The organism is Cronobacter sp. 153480017-3 (assembly GCF_053627815.1).
Genome location: NZ_JBSEYN010000008.1, coordinates 69,506 through 84,149 on the forward strand (window position 1 = coordinate 69,506; position 14,644 = coordinate 84,149).

At 60.1% G+C, this 14,644-nt stretch carries 7 protein-coding genes; 5 read left to right on the forward strand and 2 right to left on the reverse strand.

Annotated features, from left to right (window positions below; all coding sequences use genetic code 11):
- Positions 1-148 precede the first annotated feature (148 nt).
- From treZ to glgX, 3 genes are all read left to right on the forward strand, one after another.
- On the forward strand, positions 149-1,933 hold the full coding sequence (treZ, locus tag ACUW6V_RS17310) for a malto-oligosyltrehalose trehalohydrolase (RefSeq protein WP_454038690.1): 1,785 nt from the start codon (positions 149-151) through the stop codon (positions 1,931-1,933).
- On the forward strand, positions 1,930-4,461 hold the full coding sequence (treY, locus tag ACUW6V_RS17315; RefSeq protein ID WP_454038691.1) for a malto-oligosyltrehalose synthase: 2,532 nt from the start codon (positions 1,930-1,932) through the stop codon (positions 4,459-4,461). The genes treZ and treY overlap by 4 nt, the downstream gene beginning before the upstream one ends.
- Positions 4,462-4,529: 68 nt before the next feature.
- Positions 4,530-6,605 (forward strand): glycogen debranching protein GlgX, encoded by a 2,076-nt coding sequence (gene glgX / locus ACUW6V_RS17320; RefSeq protein WP_454038692.1) that lies wholly within the window; start codon positions 4,530-4,532, stop codon positions 6,603-6,605.
- A gap of 62 nt (positions 6,606-6,667) precedes the next feature.
- Here glgX and ACUW6V_RS17325 read toward each other — a convergent pair whose 3' ends face one another.
- Positions 6,668-9,607 carry an autotransporter domain-containing protein gene (locus tag ACUW6V_RS17325; protein WP_454038693.1) on the reverse strand — a complete coding sequence of 980 codons (2,940 nt, stop codon included), beginning with the start codon at positions 9,605-9,607 and terminating at the stop codon, positions 6,668-6,670.
- A 118-nt stretch (positions 9,608-9,725) separates the two neighbouring features.
- On the reverse strand, positions 9,726-9,893 hold the full coding sequence (locus tag ACUW6V_RS17330) for a hypothetical protein (protein WP_007854613.1): 168 nt from the start codon (positions 9,891-9,893) through the stop codon (positions 9,726-9,728).
- Between the two features lie 149 nt (positions 9,894-10,042).
- Here ACUW6V_RS17330 and ACUW6V_RS17335 point away from each other — a divergent pair, with 149 nt between their 5' ends.
- Both ACUW6V_RS17335 and mgtA read left to right on the forward strand, forming a co-directional pair.
- Positions 10,043-11,164 carry a ribosomal protein uL16 3-hydroxylase gene (locus ACUW6V_RS17335; protein WP_454038694.1) on the forward strand — a complete coding sequence of 374 codons (1,122 nt, stop codon included), beginning with the start codon at positions 10,043-10,045 and terminating at the stop codon, positions 11,162-11,164.
- 565 nt (positions 11,165-11,729) lie between these two features.
- Positions 11,730-14,438 (forward strand): magnesium-translocating P-type ATPase, encoded by a 2,709-nt coding sequence (mgtA, locus tag ACUW6V_RS17340; protein WP_454038695.1) that lies wholly within the window; start codon positions 11,730-11,732, stop codon positions 14,436-14,438.
- The last annotated feature ends 206 nt before the right edge of the window (positions 14,439-14,644 follow it).

Sequence of the window (14,644 nt, forward strand, 5' to 3'; positions counted from 1 at the left end):
AACCGCTTTCACACAGGCGGCCTGCGCGCTACCGGCCCGCTGCGGCACCCGGATCATGCTTTCACATTCACGTTCCTGAGGCGCGCCACAGGAGCGGAAATCGCGCGATCGCGCCACTGCTCACTTCTGGATTAAATGAGGTAACAGAATGGAGTCAACATTCCTGAAAAGTTGGGGTAGCGAATATGCGGCGGACGGCGCCGCTCGCTTCCGTCTCTGGGCGACCGGACAGAAGCGCGTGACGCTGCGCCTCGCGGGCCAGGATTTGCCCATGACGCCGACAGGCGATGGCTGGTTTGAACGGGAAGTGCCGGGCGTCGCACCCGGAACCGAATACTGTTTTGTGCTGGAAGACGGCATGACCGTGCCGGACCCGGCTTCACGCGCCCAGAAAGCGGACGTGAACGGGCCGTCGCTGGTTGTCGATCCCGCCGCGTATCAGTGGCAAACCACGGACTGGCACGGCCGCCCGTGGGAAGAGACGGTCGTCTATGAGATGCACATCGGCACATTCACGCCGGAAGGCACCTTCCGCGCGGCGATTGAAAAGCTGCCGTATCTGGCGCAGCTTGGCGTCACGATGCTGGAAGTGCTGCCGGTGTCGCAGTTCGGCGGTAACCGCGGCTGGGGTTACGATGGCGTGCTGCTTTACGCGCCGCATTCCGCCTACGGTACGCCGGACGATTTCAAAGCGTTTATCGACGCCGCCCACGCTCACGGGCTTTCCGTGGTGCTGGATATCGTGCTCAACCACTTCGGGCCGGAAGGCAACTATCTGCCGCTGCTGGCACCCGATTTCTTCCACAAAGAGCGCATGACGCCGTGGGGCAACGGCATCGCTTATGACGTCGACGCGGTGCGTCGCTACATCGTCGAAGCGCCGCTCTACTGGCTGAAAGAATACCGTCTCGACGGCCTGCGTTTTGACGCCATCGACCAGATTGAAGACACCTCAGCAAAACATGCGCTGGTTGAAATCGCCGAGCGCATCCGTGCGGAAATCACCGACCGCCCGGCGCATCTCACCACCGAAGACAGCCGCAACGTGATTTTCCTGCACCCGCGTAACCCGGACGGCAGCGCGCCGCTGTTTACCGGCGAATGGAACGATGATTTCCATAACGCCATCCATGTGTTCGCCACCGGCGAAACGCACGCCTATTACCAGGACTTCGCCGAACAGCCGGAAAAACTCGTCGCCCGCATACTGACGGAAGGTTTTGCCTATCAGGGCGAAGTCTCGCCGCAGAGCGGTGAGCCGCGCGGCGTGGACAGCACCGGCCAGCCGCCGGTCGCCTTCGTCGATTTTATCCAGAACCACGACCAGGTCGGCAACCGCGCCTGGGGCGAGCGCCTGATTGAGCTCGCGGGAAGCGACCGTACCAAAGTGTTGCTCGCCACCCTGCTGCTCTCGCCGCACATTCCGCTGCTGTTTATGGGCGAAGAGTACGGCGAAACCAACCCGTTCCTGTTCTTTACTGATTTCCATGGCGATCTGGCGAAAGCCGTGCGCGAAGGCCGCGCGCGTGAATTTGAAGGCCACGGCGACTGGGACGGCGACAGCGTGCCGGACCCGAACGCGCAGCAAACCTTTGAGATGTCGAAACTCGACTGGCAGAAGCCGGAAAGCGAAGAGGGGAGGGCGTGGCTTGCGCTCACCCGCGAGCTGCTGACGCTTCGCCGTGAGCATATCGTGCCGCTGCTGTCCACGGCGGGCGGCCACAGCGGGCGCGTTATCGACACCGCGCCGGGCTTTGTGGCGGTGAGCTGGACCTTCCCGAAAGGCACGCTGTCGCTGGCGCTCAATATCGGCGAGCGCCCGCAACCGCTGCCGGAAATGCCGGGCGATACGCTGTTCGCCTGGCCGCAGGCTGGCGACGAACTGCCTGCTAACAGCATTCACGTTCGCCTGGTGAAAGGAGACGCGCAATGAGTATTCCTTCTTCAACGTACCGCATTCAGTTTCGCAACGGTATGACGTTTGACCGCGCGGCGGGCCTGGTGCCTTATCTGAAGCGGCTTGGCATCAGCCATCTGTACGCGTCGCCGGTGTTTACCGCGACCACCGGCTCCACCCACGGTTATGACGTGACCGACGCCAATGAAATCGAGCCTTCTATCGGCGGGCGCGAAGGCTTTGACCGCATGGTGCAGGCGCTCAAAGCCGCCGGGCTGGGGCTGATCCTTGATATCGTGCCCAATCATATGGCGGCGTCGCTGGAAAACCCCTGGTGGCGCGATGTGATTGAACACGGCGAAAAAAGCCGTTACGCCCGCCATTTCGATATCGACTGGACGCGCCGCCTGACGCTGCCGTTCCTGGGCGATACGTTTGAGAACGTGCTGGAGAACGGCGAAATCAGCGTTAAAGCCGATCCGAAAACCGGCAAACCCGCGCTCGCCTATTACGACAGCTACTACCCGCTCAACCCGGAGACCTGGCAGGGGCGTGAGGCGGACGTGCTGGCCATTACCGATAAACAGGCGATTGCGGCGCTGCATGACCGCCAGCCGTACCAGTTAATTTCCTGGCGTGACGCGCCGCGCTCGCTCTCCTACCGCCGCTTTTTTGAGATAACCGGGCTTGCGGGCGTGCGCGTTGAAGATGACGCCGTGTTTGACGACAGCCACCGGCTGATCCTCGAACTGGTGCACGCCGGCGCGGTGGATGGCCTGCGGGTGGATCACGTCGACGGCCTTGCCGATCCGAAAGCGTATCTGGAGCGGCTGCGCGAAAAAGCCGGGCCGGATTGCTACATCACCGTTGAAAAAATTCTCGGCAAGGGCGAGCAGATCCCCGACGACTGGCCGATTTCCGGCACCACGGGCTATGAATTTATCGCCGCGCTCTCGGATGTGCTCGTGGATGACGCGAAGCTGGACGATCTCAGTAAGGCGTATCACGACGTGGTCGGCCAGGAAGTGGATATGTCTGCCGAACTGCGTGATGCCAAGCTGCTGATGGCCGACCGGAATTTTGAAGGTGAATTCACCACGCTGCTGCGGCTCGCAACCCGCATTGCACAGCAGGAAGGCGTGACGCTGGAAGAGCCGGTGCTTCGCGGCGCGCTGCGCGAATTACTGGTGGCGTTCCCGGTATATCGCACCTACGGCACCGCGCAGGGGCTGACGCCCGCCGACAGCGCGCTGCTGCAGAAAGTGGTCGCGAAAGTGCAGGCCAGCGAGTACGCCCCGGATGCGCAGGCGCTCGGGTTTCTCGCCGATGTGCTGGCCGGCAACCTCTCCGGCGGCTCACTCGCCGACGCCGCCACGTTCCGCACCCGTTTTCAGCAGCTTACCGGCCCGCTGATGGCCAAATCGGTGGAAGATACGCTGTTTTTCCGCCAGAACATGCAGCTTGCGCTCAACGAAGTGGGGGCCGAGCCGCTGCCGCGCACCTACTCGGCGGATCGTTTCCATAAAGAGATGAAGCTGCGCCTGGCGCATCAGCCGGACGCGCTTACCAGCACGTCGACGCATGACACCAAACGCGGCGAAGACGCCCGCGCCAGGCTCTATGCGCTCACCGAAGCGCCGCTGTTTTATGCCGAATGCGTCGCGCGCTGGCGTCAGCTCAACCAGACCAAAGTGGTATTTCTGAATGACGGCACCGCGCCGAAGGGCGCCGATACCTGGATGCTCTATCAGGCGCTGGCGGGCGTCTGGCCCGCCACGCTGAAGCCGGATGACGCCGAGGGCCTGAAGGCGCTGGAAGAACGCTTCCTGGGCTTTGTGGAAAAGGCGCTGCGTGAAGCGAAGCTGCGCACCGACTGGGCGGACACCAACGACGCCTATGAAAAAGCGGTGCTGGATTACGCACGCCATATGCTCTCGCCGGATAATCAGGATTTCCTGAAGGATTTCCACGAGGCGTTGCAGCCGTTTATCCGCGCGGGGCTGGTCAACAGCCTGACCCAGACGGCGCTGAAGCTGACCGCGCCTGGCGTGCCGGATATCTACCAGGGCAGCGAAGCGCTCAACTTCAGCCTGGTGGACCCGGATAACCGCCGCGAGCCGGATTTCATCGCGCTCGACAGTATGCTGGCGCCGCAGGCGAATCTTGCAGCCACCTCGCAGGACTGGATCAGCGGGCGGCTTAAGCAGCACCTGATCGCCCGCGTGCTGCACCTGCGCCAGCAGAATCCAGCGCTGTTCCGCCACGGCGACTATCTGCCGCTTCACACCGAAGGCGAGTTCGACAGTAACGTGATTGCTTACGCCCGCACGCACGGCGATGACGCCATCATCGTGATAGCGCCGCGGCTGATGTTTACCGCGCTTTATGAAAGCGCGTCGCTACCGGCCCGTGCAGGCTGGCACGACACCCAAATCGTGCTGCCGCCGACGCTCACGCAGCGTCGCTGGCGCAACGTGCTGACCGGCGAGACGGTAACGCTCGCCGATCGGATAAACCTGGAGACAGCCGACGGCTGCTCGTCCGTGATACTCATAACCGACTGATTCCATGCAAATAAACATCATGAATCGTGGTAGTCCTGAACATTTATGGTCCGGAGGGAGAGGGAGATATGTCAAACGGTAAGGCTTTTGAAATCACGGCGGGATGCAGTTATCCCCTCGGCGCAAATTACGACGGCGAGGGGGTGAACTTCGCGATTTTCTCCGCACACGCCGAGCGCGTGGAGCTGTGTCTCTACGATCCGAGCGGCAAAAATGAAATCGCTCGTCTGACGCTGCCGGAATATACGCATGAAGTCTGGCACGGCTATGTGCCGGGTCTGCAACCTGGCGCGCTGTATGGCTACCGCGTACACGGGCCGTACGATCCGGAAAACGGTCATCGCTTTAACCCGAACAAGCTGCTGGTCGACCCGTACGCACGCGATCTCGTCGGCAATATCGAATGGAACGAGGCGCATTTTGCCTACGATCTGCTGCACGAAGATAAAGACCTTACCTTCGATGAGCGCGACAGCGCGCCGTATATGCCGAAGTGTCGCGTCATCGATCCGAACGAATTTGACTGGCAGGATCAGAACCGGCCATCCATCGCCTGGCCACACGCGGTGGTGTATGAAACTCATGTCAAAGGTTTCACGCAGCTCAACCCGGCGGTGCCGCCGGAGCTGCGCGGCACCTACGACGGTATGGGGCATAAGGCGACGGTGGATTACATCAAGAGCCTGGGCATTACCTCTGTTGAACTGCTGCCGGTGCACTGGTTCCCGGACGATCAGCACCTGCTGGATAAGGGGCTGAAAAACTTCTGGGGCTACAATTCGCTCGGCTTCTTCGCGCCCGCCTCGCGCTATTTCGGCCCGCGCGGTATTCAGGGTTTTCGCGATATGGTGCGCGCCTACCATGACGCCGGTATCGAGGTGATTCTGGATGTGGTCTATAACCACACCGCCGAAGGCAACGAGCTTGGCCCGACGCTCTCGTTCAAGGGCATCGATAACTTCTCTTATTACCGCACGCTGCCCGATCAGCACCGCTATTACATCAATGATACCGGCACCGGCAATACGGTGAATACGTCGCACCCGCGCGTGCTGCAGATGGTGATGGATTCGCTGCGTTACTGGGCGGAATCGATGCATATCGACGGTTTCCGTTTCGATCTTGGCACCATTCTTGGCCGCGAACCGGAAGGATTTAACCAGCGCGGCGGCTTCTTTGACGCCATCATGCAGGATCCGGTGCTCTCGAAAGTGAAACTGATTGGCGAGCCGTGGGACATCGGCCCCGGCGGCTATCAGGTGGGCGGCTTCCCGCCGGGCTGGGCGGAGTGGAACGACAAATACCGCGATACGGTGCGTGAATACTGGAAGGGCGATAACGTCTCGACCGATTTCGCGGCGCGCCTGCTCGGCTCCGGCGATCTCTACGATCAGCGCGGCCGCCGTCCGTGGGCGAGCGTCAACTTTATTACCGCTCATGACGGCTTCACGCTCAACGACCTGGTGTCGTACAACGAGAAGCACAACGAGGATAACGGCGAGGATAACAACGACGGCCATAACGACAACCGCTCGTACAACTACGGCGCGGAAGGCCCGACGGACGATGAAGGCATCAACGCGGTGCGTGAGCGCCAGAAACGTAACTTCCTCGCCACGCTGTTGTTCTCCCACGGTACGCCGATGCTGCTGGCGGGTGACGAGTTTGGCCGCAGCCAGATGGGGAATAACAACGGCTACTGCCAGGACAGCGAAATTTCCTGGGTGCACTGGGAGAACCTGCCTGAAAGCGCCGAGGCGCTGCGCGAATTCACCCGTAAGGTGATTAAGCTGCGCGCCGAACAGCCGCTGCTGCGCCGTGAAAACTGGCGCGACGGGATGGTTATCGAGTGGTTCAACGCGGGTGGCGGCTATCAGCAACCGGAGCAGTGGGACGAAGGCTCGACGCTCGGGGTGTACATCGGCAGGCCCGATCTGGAAACCGAAGAAGGTATCTGGCACGACGTACTGATGCTGTTCAACCCGTTTGAAGGCAACGTGCCGTTCCGTATTCCGCAGTTTGGCGAAGGCGGCTGGGTGCTGGAGCTGACCACCTCCGACACCGCGAATCACGGCCTGGTTATTACCAAAGAGAAGGATTTCGAGCTCGAAGGGCGCAGCATCGCGCTGTTCAGACGTCCGTAATGGCGATGCCATAAAAACCAACGGCGCAGGGGCTGCCTCCTGCGCCGTTTTTTTATGGCAGATTAAAACGCCACGTTCATGCGCGCCAGGATGGTCTGGGCGCGTGAACCTCTGTCATCCAGCCCCAGCGTACCCTGATACGCAAGCCCAGGCGTGACGCCATTCGGTAGCGCCATATCAAGCCCGACGCCAAGCGCCAGCGTCTGGCGGTTTTGCTCATACAGCGACATGCGCCAGGTGTCATTGCCGGTATCGGCATACCCGACGCGCGCGCTGCCGGTGTCATTCATCAGGCGTGAATACTCCACGCGGCTTTGCAGACGAAGATCGCCCCAGCTTACCGGTACACGGTGTTCGGCGCGCAGGCCCGCGCTGCCCGTCACCTGTGAAAAACGCTGCGGCGCGAACGCCAGGTTATACATGCCCGCGTCCGATTCGCTGTAGCTCTCCAGATGCGTCTGTGAAACCTGCATGCGGCCATACGGCGAGACGAGACTCTGCGGCAGGCGGAATTCGTAGCCGGAGGTCAGCGCGCCAAAGACCTGGCTGCCGGCGCGGCTGCCGCGCGCATACACATCTGTTTCACTCACGTGGCGTTTGCTGTCGAAATCGAGGCGGCTGTAACCCAACAGCCCGTCGACGAAAACCGCGTCCGGGTGATAGCTCGCATACAGCGCGGTGCTCAGTGAGCGGCCATTGCTGCGGGTACCGGTGTCGCCGATATCGCTGACGTCGCGCCCGAACCCCATTCCCACACCTGCCGTCACGGTGGGCGTGAAGCGGTAATCCACGCCGGTGCTGACGCCCACCAGCGTATGGCTCAGGCGCATCGTCGCGTCTTTATCGCGCCCGAAATCGACATAGCCGCCCGTCCAGTAAGAGAGCCGCTGGCCAGGCGTCTGCGTGCCAAATGGCAGCGCAGGCGGCAGACTGTTCTGCGCATCCAGCTGCGCCTGCTGCTGAAGCGCGGCGTTCCAGAGATCGGTATCCAGACCGCGTTCTGCCGGCGAGGTGGGCAGGGCAAAGTGTACGCCGTTCAGACTGGACGGTACGTCTTCGCTGCCGTGCAACTGTTCAAGGCGATCGTTGAAGTTACGGATCTGCGCGCGGGCGAAGTTTTGCGCCGCCTGGTACTGCGCGCTGACGGTGCCCGTCACGCTGGCGTCTTTCGACGGGTCGGGGCGCGAAGCAATGGAGAACGTAATGGTCGCAGGCGGCGTGATGCCCGAAGCACTTAACAGCACATAGCGCAGTACAACGGTGCCGCTGGCCTGCGGCGCGGCGGTAAATGTCAGTTCGTAATCGCTACCCTGCGGCTGGATGCTGACCGTGCCCTGGCGTTTATCCGGGGCTGTCAGCAGACGCGCGCCGGTGAACGGGCCGCCGGTGGCACCGCGCGTGAGCGACACGCGGGTAACGCGCCCGGCAGAGAGCGACGCGCTCTGATCCACCGCCTGTGCCGCCGCGGCGTTAATGTGCAGCGTGTAGGCCGCGTGAACCGTGGCGCCGTTCGCATCGGTGGCTGACAGCGTAAAGGCGCTGTCGCCTGCCACGCCCGGCGTGCCTTTCAGGAGGCCGTCGGAGAAAGTGAGCCCTGCGGGCAGCGAACCGCTCAGCTGCCAGCGATACGGCGCTGCGCCACCGCTCACCGCGAACGTCTGCGATAAGGCTGTGCCAACGGTGCCGGAGGGGAGCGCGCCCGCCGCTGGCGTCACCACGAGCGTGGCGGCAGGCGGTGCGCCGTTCGAGACCACCAGCGTATAGGTTGCGGTACCGGAAACGCCGCTGGCATCCTGCGCGGTCAGCGAAATGCTGAAACTGCCGGACGTGGTGGGCGTACCGGAGAGCGCGCCGGTCGCGCTGTTCTGCGTGATACCTGCCGGCAGGCCATGCGCAGTCCAGATATAAGGCGCTGTGCCGCCGGTGACGGAAACGTTCTGCGACCAGGCGCTGCCCACGGTGGCAGGCGTAAGCGCGCCGCTGGCGGGCGATATCGTCACGGCCGCGGGCGCGGTAATGGTCAGCGATGCTGTGGCGTTCGCCGAGGTGCCCGCGCTGTTACTGGCGTTGTAGGTGAAACTGTCGCTGCCGCTATACCCGGCCAGCGGCGTGTACGTAACCGTCGTACCGGAAATCATCAGCGTGCCGTGCTGCGGCGGGCTAACCAGATTCACCGCCGTTGCGGTGCCGCCGGAGAGCGCGAGTGCAATGGGGTTATTCTGACTGTTGGACGCCACCTGCGCGCTGACGTTACCCGCCACGGGCGTCTGCTCGTTGCGCTGGATAACAACGCTGTAGTTTTTGGTGGTGCCATCTTCGGCGGTTACGACGATCGTGAGGGTATTGGTACCCACGCTCAGGTTGACAGAGGGCGATGCGGAGCCGGAAGACACGACGTTGCCATTCACGGTGACAGTGGAGGCGTTGTGGGTCGTGACCGGCGTCAGCGTCACCGAGGAGACCGCGTAATCGACCGTCGCGTGGTAGCTGGTGTTGCTGGCTGAGAAGCCAGGCGAGAGCGCGCCGCCGGAAAACGAGAGCCCGCTCAGCGTGGCATCGGAGGAGTGCGTGGCCGCCGCGGTACAGGAAACCGTCACCGGGCTGATAAAGCCGTTGGCCGTTGAGACTTTTAACCAGAGTCCGCCCGCCGTGAGCTGTGCGCCGGTCAGCGTGGTGCTGAAACTCCCCGCATTGCCGTCGGAGCTGTAATGCATCAGATAATGCTGCGAGAAGTCACGGGATTGCATGATGACGGTATCCGCATTCATCGGCAGGCCGCCTGTACCCGCGCCACTGTCGGTAAACGAGACGGTGAGAGTTTCATCTGCGCTGAAACTGCTGGCGTTGTACGTGCTGAGGCCGGAACTCACCGGGCTTGCCGCGTTCAGCGCCGTGCACGCGGTGGAAAGCGCGCGGGCAGGGGAGAGCGTCACTGCAAACAGCACGGCAAAAACAAAGAGGAAACAGACCGCTTTCAGCAGCCCGGAAACGTGACGCGCCATCAATCACCTGCCGTGAAATTATTAAAATGACTGGATTATCACGCAGCGTAACATTGCGCAGGCGGCAGCGATGGACCGATATAACGGGGTTTTCGGGGATAATTAGCGGCGTAGGCGCTTATTCGTGCTCTTTGGGCTGTTCGTCTTTTTTCAGCGGATCGCCCTCGGGCATACGAAACAGCGGCTTGTGTTTGAGCGAAGGAATGGCATTTCTTCCTTCCGGCGGCGGATTACGGGTTGGCCAGTACAAAATAAGATCGGAAATCAGTTCCAGCAGATAATGCATAAGCCCTCCGGCGGTAAACAGCAGTACGCATCATAGCGAAAAACAGGGCGCATTGATAATGCGCGGGGTCAGCGCTTGACCCATGACAAGGCGCTGAACCACCCGGCCTTCTTATAATCGCGCCCTCAATCCTTCACTGGTGTGATGCTATGGCTTACCAACTCAATCTGAACTGGCCGGAATTTTTAGAAACTTACTGGCAGAAAAAACCTGTCGTACTGAAACAGGCGTTTGCGAATTTTATTGACCCGATCACGCCGGACGAACTGGCCGGGCTTGCGATGGAGCCGGAGGTCGACAGCCGCCTGGTGAGCCATAAAAACGGCAAATGGCACGCCAGTCACGGCCCGTTTGAACATTTCGACGGGCTGGGTGAAACCGGCTGGTCGCTGCTGGCGCAGGCGGTGAACCACTGGCACGCGCCCTCCGCCGAGCTGGTGCGTCCGTTTCGCGTGCTGCCGGACTGGCGTCTGGACGATTTAATGATTTCGTATTCCGTACCGGGCGGCGGCGTCGGCCCGCATATCGATCAGTACGACGTGTTTATTATTCAGGGCATGGGCCGCCGCCGCTGGCGCGTGGGCGACAAGCTGCCGATGCGTCAGTTCTGCCCGCATCCGGCGCTGCTGCATGTCGATCCGTTCGAGCCAATTATCGATGAAGATCTTGAACCGGGCGATATCCTCTATATTCCGCCCGGATTCCCACATGACGGCTTCACCCATGAAACGGCGCTGAACTACTCCGTCGGTTTCCGTGGGCCGAACGGGCGCGATTTAATCAGCAGCTTTGCGGACTACGCGCTGGAAAACGATCTGGGCGGCGAGCACTACAGCGACCCGGATCTGACCTGCCGCGACCATCCGGGCCGCATCGAGGCGTATGAGCTTGCGCGTATTCGCCAGATGATGATTGAGATGATGAACCAGCCGGAAGATTTCACCCGCTGGTTTGGATCGTTCGTCACCACGCCGCGCCACGAACTGGATATTGCACCTGCCGAACCGCCGTATACGGCTGAAGAGGTGCGCGAGGCGCTGCTGGGCGGCGAAACGCTGACGCGCCTCTCTGGCCTGCGGGTGCTGAACGTCAACGGCGGCTTTTTCATTAACAGCGAGCCGTACGATACCGCCGACCCGCGCGCGGCAGATGCGCTGTGCCGTTATACGGCTCTCAGCCAGCATGAATTTGGTGACGCGCTGCATCACCCGGCATTTATTGAAGAACTGACCGCGCTGATAAATCAGGGCTACTGGTTCTTCGACGAATAAACGACTGGCGCACGGCCTTCATTTCTCATGAAGGCCGTTTTCTTTTTATGAAATAACCTGGTAGTCGTTAAAAAAAAGCGTTATGCGATTTTACGCACCCCGGAAATAATACGTCTCAGTGAATTCAAACTGAGTACGCCGCGTGTTGAAATAAAAATCTAAACGCTCTGTAAACCTCAGGCCGTTAGGCATTTACTTTACAGGGCCGCGCATTATACTGCGGGAAAATTATTGATGGAGATTCCCCTTCTGAACAGCGATACCGGAATTTATTAACGGGCAAACTCGCGACAATCCCTGCGCTGTTTGCCTCTCATGGCGGGCAGCAATGTACGTTTTCATCTTATTGCACCCCGGGCGTTAATCCTTGTTTTATTAAGGAGTGCTTACCTATGTTTTTTATTCACACAGCCCTGTTCCCTCCGCCTCTGCGTTAATTCCTTTCTGTTTTTAACAATATGCTTTAGCACGCCTTTACTTTTTTAAAGGTGAAATGGCGTGCGCGTTTTAAACCTGCGGTAAGACGTCCGCGCGTTTTGCTGCACCCTGAATAACAGGTGCCGGTATGGCAAAGTACAATTCCAGAAAAATGAATAATGCCGCAAAAAAACAGGCGGCGACGTTTTGCATCGAAATGGCGTCAGCAGAGCGCCACCAGGAGACATTAGCGCGGCTGGAAAGCAGCGAAAAAGGACTGCTGGAAAAAGAGGCGCAGGCGCGCCTTGCCGCTTACGGCCCGAATGCCGTGGCGCATGACAACGCGCCGCCCGCGCTGGTGCAACTGGTTCAGGCGTTCAATAACCCGTTTATCTATGTGCTGATGGCGCTGATCAGTTTCTTTACCGATTACTGGTATCCGCTGCGCGCAGGGCAGGAGACCGATCTGACCGGCGTTATTATCATTGTGACAATGGTGTTGCTGAGCGGCTTATTGCGCTTCTGGCAGGAGTTTCGCACCAATAAAGCCGCGCAGGCGCTGAAATCGATGGTAAGCACGACGGCGACCGTGCTGCGCCGTACCGTCAGCAACCGTGACGGCGAGAAACGCGAAATCCCGGTCAAGGAACTGGTGCCGGGCGATATCGTGTACCTCTCGGCAGGCGATCTGATCCCGGCGGATTTACGGCTCATTGCCTCACGGGATCTGTTTATCAGCCAGGCGATACTGAGCGGCGAGTCGCTGCCGGTGGAAAAATATGACGTCACCGGCCATGTGCAGGGGAAAGGCGTAAGCGCAGATGATATCCCTGACGACAGCGCCAGCCTGCTGGAGCGGGGCAATATCTGTCTGATGGGCACCAATGTCGCGAGCGGCACCGCCTGCGGCGTGGTGGTGGCGACCGGCGCGAAAACGTATTTCGGATCGCTTGCGAAATCGCTCGTCGGTAACCGCACCCAGACGGCGTTTGATAAAGGCGTGAACAGCGTCAGCTGGCTGCTGATCCGCTTTATGCTGGTGATGGTGCCGGTGGTGCTGCTCATCAACGGCTTCACCAAAGGCGACTGGCTGGACGCCACGTTTTTCGCGCTGGCCGTCGCGGTGGGGCTGACGCCAGAAATGCTGCCGATGATTGTCAGCTCTAATCTGGCGAAGGGGGCGATTGTCATGGCCCGTCGCAAGGTGATTGTGAAGCGCCTGAACGCCATACAGAATTTTGGCGCGATGGATGTGCTCTGTACCGATAAAACCGGCACGCTCACCCAGGACTCGATTGTTCTTGAAAAGCATCTCGACTGCCACGGCCGCGACAGCCTGCATGTGCTCACACTTGCCTGGCTGAACAGCGTCAACCTGAGCGGCTCGCAAAATCTGATGGACAAGGCGGTACTGGCGTCCGGGCAGGCCGCGCTTTCGGCGTCGGTGCAGTCCGGCTATTTCAAAATTGACGAGCTGCCGTTTGATTTTGTACGCCGCCGCGTTTCTGTGGTGGTGGAAGGGTATGGCGAGCATCAGCAGACACTTATCTGCAAGGGTGCCGTTGAAGAGATGCTCTCTGTCTCGACGCATATTCGCGAGGGCGACACGGTTTACGCGCTTGATGACGCGCGCCGCGACGCATACCTGCGCTTAACGCGCCAGTACAACGCGCAGGGCTTCCGGGTGCTGGTGGTGGCGACACGCGAACTGCCACAGACCGGGCTTGATCATCCGCTCTGCGTGGCAGATGAAAACGGGCTGATTATCGAAGGGATGCTGACGTTTCTCGATCCGCCAAAAGCGAGCGCGGCGCAGGCGATTTCCGCGCTCCATGAGCACGGCGTTACCGTGAAGGTGCTGACCGGGGATAACCCGCTGGTGGCAGCCTGCATCTGCGAGCAGGTAGGGATCGACCGCCGCGAGATCCTGACGGGCGATGTCATTGACGACATGGACGAGGCGCAGCTTGCTGCGGCGGTTGAACGCTGTGCGATTTTCGCGAAGCTGACGCCATTGCAGAAATCCCGCATTCTGCGGGCGCTGCAAAATAACGGCCACACGGTTGGGTTCCTTGGCGACGGCATTAATGATGCGCCTGCGCTGCGCGATGCGGATGTCGGGATTTCGGTCGACAGCGCGGCGGATATCGCCAAAGAGTCGTCGGACATCATTTTGCTGGAAAAAGATCTGATGGTGCTGGAGCAGGGCGTGCTGACCGGGCGCGAGACCTTCGGCAATATCATCAAATACCTGAACATGACCGCCAGCTCTAACTTCGGCAATGTCTTTTCGGTGCTGGTGGCGAGCGCGTTTCTGCCGTTCCTGCCGATGCTGGCCATTCATCTGCTGGTGCAGAACCTGATGTATGACATTTCGCAGCTCTCGCTGCCGTGGGATCGCATGGATAAGGCGTTTCTGCGTCAGCCGCGTAAATGGGATGCGCAGAATATTAAGCGCTTTATGATCTGGATGGGGCCGACATCGTCACTGTTCGATATGGCGACCTTTGCGGTGATGTGGTTTGTGTTTGCCGCCAATTCACCTGCGGCGCAGTCGCTTTTTCAGTCCGGGTGGTTCGTGGAAGGGCTGCTGTCACAGACGCTGGTGGTGCATATGCTGCGTACCCGGAAAATCCCGTTTATTCAGAGCCGCGCCGCGCTGCCGGTGCTGATAACCACAGGGATCGTGATGGCAGTCGGCATCGCTATTCCGTTCTCGCCGCTCGGCCATATGATTGGACTGGTGCCCTTGCCGTTGAGCTATTTCCCGTGGCTGGTGGGGATTCTTTTCACCTATTGCGTGGTTGTGCAGGGCATGAAACGGCTGTACATCCGCAAATTCGGACAGTGGTTCTGAGTAAATCAGTGACAAAGGTGCCGACGCCCCTTTGTTATTACCACGCGCGTCGTTGCGTTTATTTACGTTTTATCCGCCGTGAACTTCGAATTCAGCGGCCGATTTCTATATCATTCAGCCCCTGTTTGCGCCCTGTGCGTTTTTCCTTAACCGGCCTGTGAAAACGGCATCGGTACATTCTTAATCTACAAGCTGAAACAGAGACA

What these genes read in the sequence shown, in the direction of transcription:
- treZ (WP_454038690.1), top strand. Translation starts at nt 149, where the DNA reads ATGGAGTCAACATTCCTGAAAAGTTGGGGTAGCGAATATGCGGCGGAC.
- glgX (WP_454038692.1), top strand. Translation starts at nt 4,530, where the DNA reads ATGTCAAACGGTAAGGCTTTTGAAATCACGGCGGGATGCAGTTATCCC.
- treY (WP_454038691.1), top strand. Translation starts at nt 1,930, where the DNA reads ATGAGTATTCCTTCTTCAACGTACCGCATTCAGTTTCGCAACGGTATG.
- ACUW6V_RS17330 (WP_007854613.1), bottom strand. Translation starts at nt 9,893, where the DNA reads ATGCATTATCTGCTGGAACTGATTTCCGATCTTATTTTGTACTGGCCA.
- ACUW6V_RS17335 (WP_454038694.1), top strand. Translation starts at nt 10,043, where the DNA reads ATGGCTTACCAACTCAATCTGAACTGGCCGGAATTTTTAGAAACTTAC.
- mgtA (WP_454038695.1), top strand. Translation starts at nt 11,730, where the DNA reads ATGGCAAAGTACAATTCCAGAAAAATGAATAATGCCGCAAAAAAACAG.
- ACUW6V_RS17325 (WP_454038693.1), bottom strand. Translation starts at nt 9,607, where the DNA reads ATGGCGCGTCACGTTTCCGGGCTGCTGAAAGCGGTCTGTTTCCTCTTT.